At 58.3% G+C, this 14,434-nt stretch carries 14 protein-coding genes; 8 read left to right on the top strand and 6 right to left on the bottom strand.

Annotated elements, in window-relative coordinates; all coding sequences use genetic code 11:
• Positions 1–9: 9 nt before the first annotated feature.
• The 3 genes from LRP30_RS34375 to LRP30_RS34365 form a co-directional block, all read right to left on the bottom strand.
• Positions 10–801: a substrate-binding domain-containing protein gene (locus LRP30_RS34375; protein WP_249757698.1), complete on the bottom strand. Its 792-nt coding sequence runs from the start codon at positions 799–801 to the stop codon at positions 10–12.
• Between the two features lie 189 nt (positions 802–990).
• The gene (locus LRP30_RS34370; protein WP_249757697.1) at positions 991–2,031 is read right to left on the bottom strand and encodes a LysR substrate-binding domain-containing protein; all 1,041 of its coding nucleotides are present in this window, start codon (positions 2,029–2,031) and stop codon (positions 991–993) included.
• A gap of 35 nt (positions 2,032–2,066) precedes the next feature.
• A complete protein-coding gene (locus LRP30_RS34365) occupies positions 2,067–2,426 on the bottom strand; it encodes an EthD family reductase (RefSeq protein ID WP_249757696.1) in 360 nt (119 codons plus the stop codon).
• A 202-nt stretch (positions 2,427–2,628) separates the two neighbouring features.
• Between LRP30_RS34365 and LRP30_RS34360 the strand changes: the two genes are divergently transcribed.
• Positions 2,629–3,534: a LysR family transcriptional regulator gene (locus tag LRP30_RS34360; RefSeq protein WP_249757695.1), complete on the top strand. Its 906-nt coding sequence runs from the start codon at positions 2,629–2,631 to the stop codon at positions 3,532–3,534.
• A 278-nt stretch (positions 3,535–3,812) separates the two neighbouring features.
• Here LRP30_RS34360 and LRP30_RS34355 read toward each other — a convergent pair whose 3' ends face one another.
• Together LRP30_RS34355 and LRP30_RS34350 are read right to left on the bottom strand one after the other, a co-directional pair.
• Positions 3,813–4,709 (bottom strand): amidohydrolase family protein, encoded by an 897-nt coding sequence (locus LRP30_RS34355; RefSeq protein ID WP_249757694.1) that lies wholly within the window; start codon positions 4,707–4,709, stop codon positions 3,813–3,815.
• 35 nt (positions 4,710–4,744) lie between these two features.
• Positions 4,745–5,512: an SDR family oxidoreductase gene (locus LRP30_RS34350; RefSeq protein WP_249757693.1), complete on the bottom strand. Its 768-nt coding sequence runs from the start codon at positions 5,510–5,512 to the stop codon at positions 4,745–4,747.
• A 245-nt stretch (positions 5,513–5,757) separates the two neighbouring features.
• Between LRP30_RS34350 and LRP30_RS34345 the strand changes: the two genes are divergently transcribed.
• The 7 genes from LRP30_RS34345 (at position 5,758) to LRP30_RS34315 (ending at position 13,458) form a co-directional block, all read left to right on the top strand.
• Positions 5,758–6,834 carry a substrate-binding domain-containing protein gene (locus LRP30_RS34345; RefSeq protein WP_249757692.1) on the top strand — a complete coding sequence of 359 codons (1,077 nt, stop codon included), beginning with the start codon at positions 5,758–5,760 and terminating at the stop codon, positions 6,832–6,834.
• Positions 6,835–6,892: 58 nt separating this feature from the next.
• Positions 6,893–8,413 carry a sugar ABC transporter ATP-binding protein gene (locus LRP30_RS34340; RefSeq protein ID WP_249757691.1) on the top strand — a complete coding sequence of 507 codons (1,521 nt, stop codon included), beginning with the start codon at positions 6,893–6,895 and terminating at the stop codon, positions 8,411–8,413.
• A complete protein-coding gene (locus LRP30_RS34335) occupies positions 8,410–9,390 on the top strand; it encodes an ABC transporter permease (protein WP_249757690.1) in 981 nt (326 codons plus the stop codon). Before LRP30_RS34340 ends, LRP30_RS34335 begins: the two co-directional genes overlap by 4 nt.
• 145 nt (positions 9,391–9,535) lie before the next feature.
• Positions 9,536–11,170, top strand: a complete 1,635-nt coding sequence (locus tag LRP30_RS34330; protein ID WP_249757689.1) for a GMC family oxidoreductase — start codon at positions 9,536–9,538, stop codon at positions 11,168–11,170.
• Between the two features lie 12 nt (positions 11,171–11,182).
• The gene (locus LRP30_RS34325) at positions 11,183–11,596 is read left to right on the top strand and encodes a hypothetical protein (protein ID WP_249757688.1); all 414 of its coding nucleotides are present in this window, start codon (positions 11,183–11,185) and stop codon (positions 11,594–11,596) included.
• Between the two features lie 189 nt (positions 11,597–11,785).
• Complete coding sequence (locus tag LRP30_RS34320) at positions 11,786–12,535, top strand: electron transfer flavoprotein subunit beta/FixA family protein (RefSeq protein WP_249757687.1); 750 nt, start codon at positions 11,786–11,788, stop codon at positions 12,533–12,535.
• A complete protein-coding gene (locus LRP30_RS34315) occupies positions 12,532–13,458 on the top strand; it encodes an FAD-binding protein (RefSeq protein WP_249757686.1) in 927 nt (308 codons plus the stop codon). Before LRP30_RS34320 ends, LRP30_RS34315 begins: the two co-directional genes overlap by 4 nt.
• Before the next feature lie 75 nt (positions 13,459–13,533).
• Here LRP30_RS34315 and LRP30_RS34310 read toward each other — a convergent pair whose 3' ends face one another.
• Positions 13,534–14,418: an NAD(P)-dependent oxidoreductase gene (locus LRP30_RS34310; protein ID WP_249757685.1), complete on the bottom strand. Its 885-nt coding sequence runs from the start codon at positions 14,416–14,418 to the stop codon at positions 13,534–13,536.
• Between the last annotated feature and the right edge of the window lie 16 nt (positions 14,419–14,434).

Genomic DNA, 14,434 nt, shown 5'->3' with positions numbered 1-14,434 from the left:
CAAAAGCTTTCACTCCTTTATCAGGTCGTACGCGCGTGCACTCAAGTCGAAGGTCACGAGCTTGACATCCTGACGCTTCGCTGCCTCTAGGGTCGCGGCGGCCCCTTGCGCTACGATTTCGTTTTCGAAGAAGACCCCGGCGATGTCGGGGCTCTCGACCAGAACATCCTCCATCGTGCGCCGGCCTTCTTCGAGGCTCAGCTTGATCACCTTGCGCGGAAGCACCATAAGACCAAGCGCCTTGGCCTCCGTCTCGAAGCCTCGTACACGAGCTTGCACGTTGTCGTTCGCCGGTCCAAAGTCGAAGACGATGACCTTCGCACCCGGCTTGACATTCTTCGCCATCAGCTGCGCGGCTTGTCTGCCGCCCGTCACGTTGTCGGTGATGATGAAGAAATCCCATGATCCCGATTGCAGACCGATATCGGTGACCACCACAGGGATGTGGTTCGCATTGAACACTGTCTTGACCGGCTCGGCGAGAACAATGCTGTCGCCAGGAAAGAGCAGGAGACCGTTGATCCCTTGTGTATGGAGGACTTCGAGGTCGGCCACTTGGCGGGTGGTATCGGTATTGCCGCCATTGGTGACGATGAGATCGATGTCTACCCCCTTGGCCTTCCATTCCTCCATGGCTTTCCGCGCTCCGGCGACCTGTGTTCGCGAGAACGGAATGGTCCCCCAGAATTGCGAGTAGCCGACGGACAATTTATCCGCGGCATCAGACGGGCCGGTGGATATGCCAAGGGCACATATGGCGGCCAGCAGCCGGGCGCGGCGAACCGCCGTCGGTTTGATCATCAATTCCTCCAACAATTTGTATCGCGAAGCTATGGGCGAGAAGGTCGCCGTTGCTCGCGCGACATCGCTTCGCATCTAACGATTGAAGTCATAGGGTACCGTGTTGTACTTCTGGCCGTGATTGGCCTGCGCACTAGCTCGTGTTCCGATGCCCTGCATCGATGCTTATCCAAGGCGTCGCTTTGACGACTACTTCGCGGCCTGCGCCAGCGAGAGTTCTTTATTCACCTGGACGAGTCTCGGAGACAATCTCGTGAGGCGGTCATCCGCAGCGCTTATCCGGGAACGCTTCACGCGCGTAGCGAGCCAATCCCCCCGGCCGATGAGATCCCACGCGATGTTTGTCAGGGTTTCGGCGGCCTTGACTGACGCGCGCGTGACGAATTGGGCCGGATTGCGTGCCAGGAATATCCCGCGCCGGAAGACGGGCTTTACGATTCGCGCTGCAGACAACTCGCCTCGTTTTAGTTCGTCGGAGATGGCTGCGTGCGCAAGCAAGGTGTAGCCATGGCCGCCCTGCACCAGCTGCTTGATGACGGTGAGGGAGTTGATCTCGTGTTGCACCTTGAGTTTCAGCTGGGACGAGCGCGCTCGCTCGTCGACGAAGCGCCGAAGGCCATGTTGTCCTGTCGGCAGAACAAGGGGGAAAGTGTCGACTGCACTGAGATCAACAGCCTCATCTGCAAAACCGTGGCGGTCGCAGTGCCTGAATGCGCTCGGCGGGCCCACCAGAAAGAGCTCCTCGACGGCGATTTGCTCCAGTAACAGATGTCGGCTGTCTTGAATTCCGTAGAGAACGCCGACGTCGAGGTCACCCTTTGTCAGCCACTCGCGAATATGACCTGACATCGCCTCGAATAGTCGCAGCTGCACGCGGGGCGTTTCATGTGCAGCTGCAGCAATGAGGGGGGCGCCGATCAATGTGGCAAAAGAGCTCGGCAGGCCTATCGTGACCTCCGATCGGACATAGCTATCCTCGGCCTTGATCTCATCCCGAGCGCGATCGATGTCCGCGATGATGTTGCGGGCATGCTCGCGGAAAACCTGTCCGGCCTCGGTGAGAACGACCCCGCGTGAGGTCCGCTGGAAGAGCTTCGAGCCCAATTCCTCCTCGAGCCGAAGGAGCAACTGGCTCAACGAGGGCTGCGCGATGTCCAAGCGCTCGGCGGCTCCCGTGACGGAGCCGGTCTCAGAGATGACTAGGAAACATTTAAGTTGGCGCTCGTCCATTGCGCCGCCCTACCATTTGAATTAACGATTCAAGTCTAGCGCGAATTAAGACCTAGCCCGTCATCGGCTGGCCAGATGAAGCGCTCCTCATAGGCGATCACCCCGCATATCGTAGAAGTGAAATTGGGAAGATCGGCCAACAATGTTTTGCCTTCGGGGCTCGACAGGGACGCGTCATGGGCCTCCTTGCTTTCGAACCAGAGCTCCGAAAAGCCGTCATAGGCCGCGCTAGGATAGACATCGCGATCAATGAAGTTGATGGCGTAGCGTTTGAGCCCGGGAATCTTCTGGCACAGCTCCGCATGAACGGTTCGCCAATGCTGGACGAACTGCTCCTTCGTCATGTCTTCGCGCTTTGTGAGAAAACCTACACGTTTCGCGTACTTCGCGGTCACGTTGTTAACCTCCCGATGCTGATTTTTGTCGCCAACTACAGACGTCTTGTCCGAAACCGTTACGATAGTTGGCGACTGATGGTTATTGGAAATTCTTCTAGGTTGGAATTGAAGCTAGGCCATTTTCCAGACGAACGAGAAGCGGTATGTTCCGAATGAAGCGTTCGTCAGAGCCGAACGCGGTACAAACCGATGGCAGAAGATGCGTTACGATCTGGTCGATTTGAGAGTGTTTCTCGCGGTGCTCGACGAAGGAAATCTGTCGCGCGGTGCTCAGCGATGTAACTTGGCGCCATCCTCTGTCAGCCAACGCATTAGGCAGCTTGAGGATACTCTCGGTACCGTCCTTCTCGAGCGAAACCGCGAGGGGGTCAGCCCCACGCCTGCCGGTACAGTTCTAGCTGACTACGCTCGTAAGTCGTTCGAGCTGCTTGAGCAGATGCATGCCGATATGCTGCCCTTCTCTGCCGGTATGCCCGGAAGGATCACACTGTTTGCGAATACCAACGCGATTAATTCGTTTGTCCCGGATGATCTTGCAATCTTCTTCAAGCATCATCCATCGGTTCGCATCGCACTCGAAGAGAAGAACAGCCACGACATACTTGCGGCGGTCGCAGACCGTCGAGCCGATGTCGGGATCGTCGCGCTTCAAGCCAACCATAAGGAATTAACGTTCTTTCCGTATCGCGATGACGATCTGGTTGTCCTCGTGCCGCTGAGCAGCCCGATCAATAGAGGCAGGCCGGTTCGCTTTGAGGAATGTCTTCGCGAGCCATTCGTTGAACTGCAGCGAGGCGCCGCGATCAACACTTTCCTATTGAGCCATGCTGCAGCTCTTGGCGCCACCCTCGATATCCGCGTGCAGGTTCCCGGTTATCGGGCCGTCGTTCATCTTGTCGCATCTGGGGCTGGCGTCAGCGTTGTGCCCCGCTCGGCTGTTGAGAAGGAAGACGAGAAGCGACTGGCGGTGTTGCCTCTGGCCGAGCCGTGGGCGCAGCGAAACCTGCGAATTTGTGTCCGGCAAGATGCCCCGGCCAACCATCACCGCGACGAGCTTGTGAGGATCCTTGTCGAGTGCGCTGCCGCAGCAGCGACTCCAGCCTAGTCGCAATATGCTCGTCTTTTTCGTGGGCGAAGGCATAGAACTCCGGCTGTCTCGGGTCTACCTCGTGGGCATCGAGTCGCTTTGCGACCTTGGCGCAAGGGGACACGCGTTTGGCGCCAATTGGCTGAGTGATCGGCGAGGCAGGTTCGGGAGTTCTAGCTGAGGTGTCCCCACCCCCCGCGAACGGGGGATGGGGGTGGCTCCTGTCGTGGTGTCTCCCATGAACTACCATGGAAGCTTACAGTTGCGGCAACGCGCCGACGCTCGCGGACACGATTTCAAAGCCGATAGACACGTAGGGCGTTATCATGAAAGAGCTTCTTCTTGTCGGTATCGGATAGGTCCTTCACGATCTCGAAGAAAGCCTCGTAGATCCGGTCGAAGCTGGCGTAGATCTTGTCGACCGGGAAGTTGCTTGCAAACATGCACCGATCGACCCCAAAGTAATCGATCGTCTTGAGGACGAATGGCCGGATGCTTGCGACCGTCCAGTCAGGGTCGACCATTCCGAGGCCTGAGATCTTGGCGTGGACGCTTGGAACGGACGCCAGGGCCCGCATGCCGTCTTGCCAGCTCTGAACGCCTTCGGCATCCCGTCGAAGGGGCATTCCGGTGTGGTTCAGGATGATGGTCGTGTCCTCGTGGTCACGGGCAACGCGGGCTGCGTCCATCATCTGGTGGGGATAGAGTTGAAGGTCGAAAGAGAAGTCGTAATTCTTGAGCAGGCCAAAGCCCTTCAGCCACTTCGGGTCTCGCAGCAGGTCTGAACGGTCGATGAAGCTGTAACGAGGGTCGGGATGCCAGTTCAGGATCTGGCGGATGCCGCGGACCGCCTTGCTTTCAGCGTGGCTTGCAAGAACGCTATCGGCATTGTCGGCCTCCAGATCCGCGTGGGCTATGATGGCCGTCGGGAAACCCGTCTTGTTTTTCATATCCTGAAGCCAACGTGTCTCGGCGAGAATATCGGCCGAGAGCGCGTCGAGATGGACGTCCTTCACGACATTCCATCGCTTGGAATCCTCGCGGTAGTCCGCGAGTGAGTAAGACTTCATGATGGACCGGAGGCTACCTGCGATCGGAGCCACCGGCTCGCCGGCTTGGCAAAGCCAGGGATAAGAATAGTTTTCGAGATCCCAGAGGTGATGATGGGGGTCGATGATGGCGCTGACGGACATGACGTCTCTCCAATCGGAATGAATCTATCTATGGGTCAGCCCGCAACGTACCCGCCATCGACCATCAGGATATGGCCGGTAATAAAGGCGGCATCGTCGCTTGCGAGGAAAACCAGGGCCTTTGCGACTTCGTCGGGTTCGGCCCATCGCTTCATCGGATGAGCGGCTTTCACTGCATCGGCGCCTGCCTTCGGGTCGGGAAGACCATTCAGATAACGCGTGAGGAACGGCGTATTGATGGCTCCCGGGCCAACTGCATTTACGCGCACACCCGATCCGGCATACTCAACGGCCAGTTGCCGTACCAGCTGCAGAACGGCGCCTTTTGAAGCACAGTAAGCCGCCTGGGAAGGTAGTCCAACGACACTGGAGATGGAGCCGGTCGCTGTAATCGATCCCTTCTTGGCGGCGAGCATGTTCGGAAGGGCCCGCTTTGCGGTCAGGAAGAAGGATTTCGCGTTCCCTGCGAGGACCGCATCCCAGTCTTCCTCGGCGGTTTCGTGCAGCGCCTTGGCAATCATGTAGCCGGCGTTGCTGATGAGGGCTTGAACGGCACCGAACTTGTTCTCACCAGCACTGAAAATCTTCTCGACATCGGCGCTCTTCGATACGTCGCCGGTGATCGTCGTGATCCGGGCGCCGGAGAAGTCCTTCTCCAGGTCATGAACCTGATCGGCAATGTCCGTCGCGATGATCTTGGCATCGTTCTCGGCAAGCTGACGGATGACTTCCATGCCGACGCCTCCGGCAGCTCCCGTCACGAGCACGACGCAATCCTTCATACCATTCCCTTTTGCCTGCATGAGCTAGTCCTCCCAAAGGTTAATGTGAGGATGCGACGTAATCCCAGGTGGTGCGTGGGCAGCTAGGCAGCATTCATTCTGATGGCAATTGGTGCTGGCTATGGCCGGCTGCCATCGGCTGGCGCCAGCGATATCAAATTCTAATCGGCGCCAGAACGTAGGGATAATTGCCGATCGGGGATCCAATCGTCATGCTCGGACCGTGCCGGCTTTGAGTTAGGAAGCTGGCGTCATTGCCGTGTGGCATGGCGCCGACGTTTCCTAAGCAGAGCGATCGGGCCGGCTCGAGAACAAATAGTCCTTTGCATAGGGAGGTGGGAATGACTGTTAGCAAGCGCGATCTATTGAAGTTTTCGACACTACTTGGCGCATCCGTACTTGGGGCATCCGTCTTGACGGCCCCGTTCGCCGGTAGCGCGATGGCTGCGGGCAATAAGTTCAAGCTCGGATATTCCCAATTCTGGGGCACGAATACCTTCCTCCGCACACAGATCGCCGGTGCCCGCAAGGCGATGGCCGAATGGGAAAAGAAGGGCGTGAAGGTCGAGCTGCTCGTGACCAACGGCGGCGACACCGATACCACCAAGCAGGTCGGGGATCTCGAAGATCTCTACACGCAGAACATCGATGGTCTGCTGATCTTCCCGGGCGATTCCGTCGTTCTCGCCGATCCGGTCAAGAATATCTATAACAAGAACAAAATTCCGGTCGTCGTCACCGACATCGGCCTGAATTCCGGCGACTGGGTGACCTACGTGGTGACGGCCAACGAAATGGGTGGTCGCATGGCGGCGGATCACATGGCCACGCTGGTGCCGAAGGGAGCCAAGGTCATCGTGTTCGACCACGGTCCGGCTGTGCAGTGCATTATCGACCGCAATCGCGGCTTTGAGCAGCGTGCCAAGGAGCTTGGCCTGACCGTCCTCCCGCGCAAGGTGATGAAGCTTTCCCTCGAGGACGGCCGGCGCACGATGGAAGATACTCTGACCGAGATCCCGGATATCGCTGGTGTCTTCTTCCAGAACCACGCGCCGACAATCGGTGCTGAGGCAACGCTCGAGGCAGCGAAGCGCCTGGACGTGAAGCTTGTCAACTTCGATACCGATCCCACGGCCTACCGCCTCGTCAAGGAAGGCAAGATCGCGGGCACGATCGTCCAGAACCCCTTCGAGATGGGATATGTCGGCATGAACTCGATGCTGTCGGCTTTGACCGGTGGGAAAACCGAGAAGCTGGTCGAGTTGCCGCCGAAACTGATGACCAAGAACAACGCTGCCGAGTTCGTCAATGAACCGCAGGTTCTCGACGCCAAGGTCAACTGAAGCACCAACAGATCACGGAGTGTCCGGCGAATGCCGGACACTCCGGACGGGGGAAACAATGGGTGACTTGGCACTCGTCTGCAAGGACGTCAAGAAAACCTTCGGCAGCATCAAGGCTCTTCGAAGCGCGAGTTTCACGCTGGAAAAGGGGCAGGTGGTCGGACTCGTCGGGGAGAACGGAGCCGGCAAGAGCACCCTTCTCAAGATTCTTGCCGGCGTGTACCAGGCGGACTCCGCCGAGAGCATCAAGTTACTCGGGAAAGATTATAGCCCACATAATGCGATCGACGCGCTCACGCGCGGCATCGTGACCATCCACCAGGACATCAATCTTGTGGAAGGAATGACCGTTGCGGAAAACATCTTCCTGAACAATGAGCCGACGGGTCGCCTTGGCGTTCTTACCGCTGGCGGCCTTAACGCCAAAGCGCAACAGCTTCTCGACCACTACGGAATCGAGGTCGACGCCAGTCAGCAGGTCAGCCGGCTGCCAAACGACTTGAAAAAGATGGTGCAGATCATCAAGGCGATGACTTGGAAACCCGCCATTCTGCTGATGGATGAGCCCACGTCCTCGCTGACTGCAACCGAGGTCGATGTCGTTCTCCAGCTCATTACTGAGCTGTCTCGCAGAGGCGTAGCGATCGTCTTCGTTTCCCATTACTTGTCCGAAGTATTTCGGATCTGCGACACGATTACGATCCTGCGCGACGGCCAGACCATCGCCAATCTGCAGAAGGAGTCGACCTCCATTCCGGAGGTCGTGCAGCATATGCTCGGGCGCAAGCTGGCCGAAGTCGACGCCAGGAGCAAGCGAGGTGCGGTCGCGAGCAATGAAGTGCTTCTGTCCGTGCGCGGGCTGAGTGTATCCGGGATGCTTCACGACGTTTCGTTCGATCTTCATCGCGGGGAAATCCTGGGCTTCACCGGATTGACCGGTTCGGGTCTGACTGAGCTCGCAAAAACCTTATTCGGCGTCGAGGGATATCAGCCATCCAAGGGGGCGATCGCGATAAGTGGTGCCACAAAGAGCAATTGGAATCCCAGCAAGGCCATTAAGGAAGGGGTTGCCCTGTTGACCGGTGACCGCCTGCGCGAGGGGATTCTTCCGGATTTTACCATCGCGGAGAATGTTGGGCTACCCATCATCGGCAAGTTACGCAATGCACTGGGCTTGCTGTCGAGGAGCAAGATCGATGCAATGGGAACACGGTGCGTTCGTGAGCTCAACGTTAAGGCGCCGAGCGCGCATGTTCCGATCAGGACTCTAAGTGGTGGAAACCAGCAGAAGGTGCTCATTGCGAAGTGGCTGGAAACCCGTCCCAAGATCTTCATTCTGGATGATCCGACCGTCGGCATCGACGTCGGCTCCAAGGACGAGATCAGAAAGATCATCGAACGCATTGCCTCCGAAGGTGTCGGAGTCATCATAATCAGCACCGAGATGCCGGACATCGAGAAGCTCTGTGACCGGGCTATCGTGATGTTCCGCGGCTCCATCGTTGGAGAGTTTGCCGGCGCGCAGCTGGAGCACAATCGAATTCTCGAAACTTCGGTCAGTGGGAGGAAAGCGGCATGAGCACATATACCCTAGAGGCTGGGCGCTCGAATTTGCAGGAGAGTATTCGACGCTCGTACGGTCTCATCCAGTCCGTGGCTGTCCTGCTCGTTCTGGTCGTGGTGATGTCGATCGTCTCACCGCGATTTGCGTCCGTGATAAACATTCAGAACCTGATGGCTCAGATGTCGGCAGCGCTAATCGTGGCTGCAGGCATGACCATCGTGATGATAAACGGCGAGTTCGATATCAGCGTGGGTGCCGTCCTGGCCCTGACGGCATCCATTGCCGGCAAGCTGATGCCCGAGATCGGAATCACGGCAACGTTTGCGCTTGCGCTGGTGGTGGGGCCGCTATTCGGCCTTTTCGCCGGCGTTGTCGTGACAAAGTTCGGCATCCCGTCGTTCATAACCACGCTCGGAACGATGATGATCGCCCGAAGCCTAGCGTTCGTGACAACTCAAGGACAGGTGGTGTCCAACGTCCCGGAGTCATTCAGGATTATCGGCCTTGGGCGACCCCTTGGCATTCCGATGCCCTTCATCATCGCAATCCTGACGATTCTGGCGGGTTACGTCCTCCTCAACCACACGGCTTTCGGAAAGAAAGTCTATGCCATCGGTGCGAATCGAAACGTGGCCGCGCTGTCCGGAATCAACGTTGATCGCATCAAGATCATTTGTCTGATGATTTGCGGTCTTTGCGCGTCCTTCGCCGGGATGGTCCTGCTCGCGCGCATCGGATCGATCCAAGCCGACACGGCCCGCGGATTGGAATTCGAGGTCATTGCCGGCGTCGTTATCGGGGGGGTCAGCCTCAGCGGCGGCCAAGGCAATATCCTGAGGGTGATCATCGGTGTCGTCGTCATCGCGCTGATCAGAAACTTCCTCAACCTCGCGCGCATCGACATCTTTTGGCAGGACTTCGCGACCGGCTCGATCATTCTTGCCGCGGTCCTGCTGGACGCTCTCCAGAAGCGTATTGCGGGGTCGCGTTGAGCCCATAGGGAGGGCTCTGCTGGGGAAACCGGGGGCAGTGTGCGCAGGGCCCGAGGAAGGATACTTGCGGGCGACACCGCTATCAATTCAGCCGTTTGAAAAAGTCGTCGATGCACAAGCGTCGAGTTAGAACGAGGAGGATTCCATGAATACAGGCACAAAAGATGTAGTGGACGCCGTTATCGTGGGCTCAGGACCAAGTGGCGCGATCGCGGCTCGCCGGCTTGCGGAGGCGGGATTGTCCGTCGTTTGCCTCGAGCAGGGTGAGTACCCGAACTACACGTCGATCAATTTCGACGAGCCAACATTCGAGCTCAAGCGGGACCAGGTGTTCAGCTGGTACCCGAACAGGCGCATGAATGGGGCCGACTATCCGATCAACGACGAGGAATCCGACGTTGCGCCGTTCATGTGGAACGGCGTTGGAGGAAGCTCGGTCATCTATGCCGCGGCGTGGCACCGGTTTCAGCCGAGCAATTTCCGCGTGAAGACTTTGGATGGGGTCGGGGCGGATTGGCCGCTGACCTATGATGAGCTAGCTCCATACTATGCGCGGGCAGAGGAGCAGATGTCCGTGTCGGGCGTGGGCGGAGATCCATCCTATCCGCCGTTCGATCCGCCGCTCCCGCCCATGCCGATGGGAGTGATCGACAAGAAACTGTTCGCTGCTCACAAGCGTCTGGGGTGGCATATTTGGCCTGGCACCAACGCCATTGCAACGGTGAAGCACAATGGCATGAACCCCTGCGTGCGGCGTGGTGCATGCATGGCCCCTGCCTGCTTCGACGGCGCGAAAGGGTCCGTGGACCGGACGCATTGGCCCACCAACATTAAGCTCGGTGTGAAGCTTGTGCAGCGGGCACGTGTGTCACGGGTCGAGACAGATGCATCGGGTCTCGCGACCGGCGTCACCTATATTGATCGTGAGACCGGCAGGACGCATTTTCAGGCCGGGCGAATCGTCATCATCAGCGCGAACGGCATCGGCAGCCCGCGGATCCTCTTGAACTCGCATAGCGCGAGATTCCCCAAAGGGCTCGCCAATAGCTCCGACATGGTCGGACGCCACCTGATGATGCATCCGCACGGCATGGTCATGGGCCTGTTTGATGATCACTTCGACAGTTGGCAGGGGCCAACCGGTCAGAGAGCCTACTCGCAGCAATTCACCGAGACGCAGCCAGGTGTTGGCTTTGTGCGTGGCGCAAAATGGCAGCTCATGGGCACCGGTGGTCCGCTTGGGACGATCGGCGTCTGGCCTTGGGGCAAACGGGCGGGCTGGGGCGCGGAATTCCACAAGACGGTTTACAAAAGGTTCGGTCGCTCCGCGATGTGGTCGATTATCGGCGAGGATCTGCCAAATCCGGAGAACAGGGTCGTGATCGATCCCGTCTTGAAGGACGCAGACGGCATTCCGGCTCCCAAGGTCATCTACCGGTGCGACGATAACTCCCGAAAGCTGGTCAAGTGGCACGAGGAGCACGCCTCGATCTCGATGCGTGAGGCGGGGGCGTACGAGACCGTTGTCGCGCCGGACTCGCGTGAAACAGGCTGGCATATTCTCGGGTCGGTTCGCATGGGGGCAGATCCGACAACATCGGTGGTCGATGGATTCGGACGTGCCCACGATGTCCCGAATTTGTTCGTGATGGACGGCAGCGTGATGCCGACATCGGGGCCGGTGAATCCAACCGGAACCGTGGCCGCACTCGCCCTACGCAATGCCGAAGCGATCGTGAACAGCCGTCGCGATCAGAAAGTCTCATCGAAAGTCGCCTGAGGAGCATTTCTCATGTCCACAACATACGAAGACGTTAGCGCTCAGCTGGGCTGGCTGTGTGATGCCATGATCCCCGGGGACCGCGAGCTCGGCATGCCCTCCGCGACGGGCGCCGGCGTTCTGGAGACGCTGCTGCCGCGGGCGCTGAAAGCACGCCCGGATCTGGCGCCACGGTTCTATGAAATCGTCTCCAAACTGCCCGTAGAGAAGCCTCGCGATCCGCTCGCGTTCGTCAATGCTATCCCGGTGGAAGAAATGGACGTCGTCGGTCGGTTCGTCGCGGGAGCGTATTTTTCGGGAGAAGAGGTATCCAAGAATCTCGGATTTACCGGCTTCCAGGCCCTTCCCATGAACCCCGACTACGATGAGATCATGGAGACGGTCGAGCCCATCATTGCCCGCGGACCTTGCTACGTTAAGGTCTAGGTCAAGTCGCTCCGGAGTTTGAAAGGGGCAGGTCGTTGTCGTGTGCGACTGGCCTGCCTGTCGTACAAGTCGGACCTGCCGCAGCATCCAAGTCCCGACGCCAAGTTCATCGAGAACCGGCGATCGAAAAGCAGTTCCGTCGCATATCTCAGTCCATACTGTTGGTAAAGGATCGGGAGAATTCTATCGATGAAGATTCTCGTCGCGGTGAAACGCGTCGTCGATTTCAATGTCGCTATCCGTGTTAAGCCGGACGGCTCGGGCGTGGACATTGGCAACGCGAAGATGTCGATGAACCCGTTCGATGAAATCGGCGTGGAGGAGGCGGTGCGTCTTAAGGAGGCCGGAAAGGCCACCGAAGTGGTGGTCGTTTCAATGGGCCCCGCCCAAGTCCAGGAGACGCTACGCACTGCGCTGGCCATGGGCGCCGATCGGGCCATTCTCGTCAAGCACGAGGACTACGTGGAGCCGCTCGGCGTGGCGAAGGTGCTCAGGGAAGTCGTCGCGGCTGAAAAGCCCGACCTCGTGATTTTGGGTAAGCAGGCCATTGACGATGACTGCAATCAAACCGGCCAAATGCTTGCCGCGTTGCTCGGCTGGCCACAAGGTACGTTCGCCTCGAAGATCGACATAGAGGATTCAGCATTGACCGTCGTGCGCGAGGTGGATGGCGGCCTGCAGACCGTCAGGCTCACGATGCCGGCCATCGTTACGACGGATCTCCGGCTCAACGAGCCGCGCTACGCATCGCTGCCCAACATCATGAAGGCGAAGAAGAAGCCATGCGGCGAAGTGACCACGGCAGATTACGGTGTGGAAGTTAAACCGCGCCTTAAACTGATCAAGACGGAGGAACCGTTAAGACGGCAGGCCGGCATGAAGGTGCGTTCGGCGAGCGAGCTCGCGGCGAAGCTTAAGGAAACGGGTGCGATTCAATGACCGTTCTACTCATCGCGGAACACGACAACACCTCCCTGAAACAAGCAACCAACAAGGCGCTGTCTGCCGCCGCCAAGATAGGCGGTGATATTCACGTGCTTGTGGCAGGCTACCGCGCTGGGGCAGCGGCGGAGCATGCAGCAAAGTTGAGCGGCGTGACGAGGGTTCTGCATATCGACAGTGCGGAGCTCGAGCGTCCGCTGGCTGAGCCGATGGCGGCGAATATTGTCAAGCTTGCGGCCGATTACGATCACATCGTCGCGCCGGCCACCAATAGCGGCAAGAACTACATGCCGCGCGTGGCCGCGATGCTCGATGTGATGCAAGTGTCTGAAGTGTCGGAGGTGAAGGCTGCCGACATATTCGTCCGGCTGATTTATGCGGGCAACGCCGTCCAGACGGTGCAATCGACCGACGCGAAGAAGGTGATCACGGTGCGTCTCGCCTCGTTTCCACCGGCAAACGAGAGCGGGAACGCCGCAATTGAGCGTAGAGAGGCCGTTGCCGATCCAGGCCTGTCCTCCCACGTGGGTGAAAGCATCTCTCGATCTGACCTACCTGAACTCACTTCGGCCAAGGTTGTCATCTCGGGCGGACGGGGCATGCAGTCCGGTGAAAATTTCAAACTGCTCGAAGCGGTGGCGCGGAAGTTGAACGCCGCGGTGGGGGCGTCTCGTGCGGCCGTCGATGCGGGCTTCGTGCCGAACGAATATCAAGTGGGTCAAACCGGCAAAGTGGTGGCACCTGAGCTTTATGTTGCGGTCGGTATTTCGGGCGCCATACAGCACCTTGCTGGAATGAAGGATTCCAAGATCATCGCCGCGATCAACAATGATCAGGATGCGCCCATTTTCCAGGTGGCGGACTTCGGTTTGGTTGCCGATCTATTCGACGCCTTGCCGGAGCTGGAAAAGGCGCTGTAAGGATGATGGAGTTCTGCCGTGAAGAAGGGACCGATAAGTCCCTTCTTTCAGGCAGGCGATGAGCTTCGGCCTAATTTATGTTATGACATGCTTCTGAAGCAGAGTGGCCTGCTGGGGCATGTATGCGTTTCCTTCGCCACAGCGAACCAGACCATCGAGGGTGTGATAGATACTAGCGGCGATCAAATGCGAGGCACCGAGTTCATCAGCCATCTGATTGTAGTACGAAAAATCCTTGCAAGCATTTGCCACCGTGAAGCGAAGTTGTTCCGTTTGTTCCTTTTGAATGTAAGGAATGAGCCGATCGAGGGCGACCCCGGCGCCGCCACCGCGGCTCAAGCAGTCCACAAGTGCCCCCATCGAGACACCTCCTTTGGCGGCGCAGGCCACGGCTTCCGTGATCAATGTGACGGTGCCGAGCGACACAAAATTGTGCAGCAACTTGAGCCGGTGCCCTGACCCGACGCCGCCGGCATAAAAGATGTTTTCCGCGAATGACGAAAGTAGAGGGTGTAAGGACTCGACCACAGCGGCGTCCCCGCCAACCAGGAGGTTGAGCCGGCCCTCTTCGGCCTCTTTGGGAGTGCGCGTCATTGGAGCGTCGACAAAATGGCAGCGTCTTGCGGAGACCAACTGCGCCAGCCTGGCTGTCGAACTCGGAATCGCTGTCGAGCAGTCGATCACAATTGTACCGGGGCGGAGGGCATCAAGTACGGCGCCGCTCCCCGTCAGGACGTCCTCAACTTGAGGAGTGCCCGTAACGCATAGGATGAGAACGTCCGATGTTCTCGTGAGGTCTGACGCCGAAGGCCAGCCCACCGCCCCCTTTGCATCGAGATCGTCTGTCGGTTGGTTGCCCGCGTGTCTAAGATAGCTGATCTTCCACCCTCGGAGGAGGAGATTTTTGGCAATGCCGTGCCCCATCAGGCCGATCCCGATAATACCGATCTGTTTCTCCATATCTGCTCCTCTCTGG

This window comes from Bradyrhizobium sp. C-145 (genome assembly GCF_023375135.1).
Classification (GTDB): domain Bacteria; phylum Pseudomonadota; class Alphaproteobacteria; order Rhizobiales; family Xanthobacteraceae; genus Bradyrhizobium; species Bradyrhizobium zhanjiangense.
The sequence above is the reverse complement of the archived record's forward strand: the minus strand, read 5'-3'. Positions and strand labels throughout refer to the sequence as shown.

Bases quoted from the DNA above. Each gene is read 5' to 3' on its own strand.
- LRP30_RS34375 (WP_249757698.1), bottom strand. From the start codon at position 801: ATGATCAAACCGACGGCGGTTCGCCGCGCCCGGCTGCTGGCCGCCATA.
- LRP30_RS34370 (WP_249757697.1), bottom strand. From the start codon at position 2,031: ATGGACGAGCGCCAACTTAAATGTTTCCTAGTCATCTCTGAGACCGGC.
- LRP30_RS34360 (WP_249757695.1), top strand. From the start codon at position 2,629: ATGCGTTACGATCTGGTCGATTTGAGAGTGTTTCTCGCGGTGCTCGAC.
- LRP30_RS34355 (WP_249757694.1), bottom strand. From the start codon at position 4,709: ATGTCCGTCAGCGCCATCATCGACCCCCATCATCACCTCTGGGATCTC.
- LRP30_RS34350 (WP_249757693.1), bottom strand. From the start codon at position 5,512: ATGCAGGCAAAAGGGAATGGTATGAAGGATTGCGTCGTGCTCGTGACG.
- LRP30_RS34345 (WP_249757692.1), top strand. From the start codon at position 5,758: ATGGCGCCGACGTTTCCTAAGCAGAGCGATCGGGCCGGCTCGAGAACA.
- LRP30_RS34340 (WP_249757691.1), top strand. From the start codon at position 6,893: ATGGGTGACTTGGCACTCGTCTGCAAGGACGTCAAGAAAACCTTCGGC.
- LRP30_RS34335 (WP_249757690.1), top strand. From the start codon at position 8,410: ATGAGCACATATACCCTAGAGGCTGGGCGCTCGAATTTGCAGGAGAGT.
- LRP30_RS34330 (WP_249757689.1), top strand. From the start codon at position 9,536: ATGAATACAGGCACAAAAGATGTAGTGGACGCCGTTATCGTGGGCTCA.
- LRP30_RS34325 (WP_249757688.1), top strand. From the start codon at position 11,183: ATGTCCACAACATACGAAGACGTTAGCGCTCAGCTGGGCTGGCTGTGT.
- LRP30_RS34320 (WP_249757687.1), top strand. From the start codon at position 11,786: ATGAAGATTCTCGTCGCGGTGAAACGCGTCGTCGATTTCAATGTCGCT.
- LRP30_RS34315 (WP_249757686.1), top strand. From the start codon at position 12,532: ATGACCGTTCTACTCATCGCGGAACACGACAACACCTCCCTGAAACAA.
- LRP30_RS34310 (WP_249757685.1), bottom strand. From the start codon at position 14,418: ATGGAGAAACAGATCGGTATTATCGGGATCGGCCTGATGGGGCACGGC.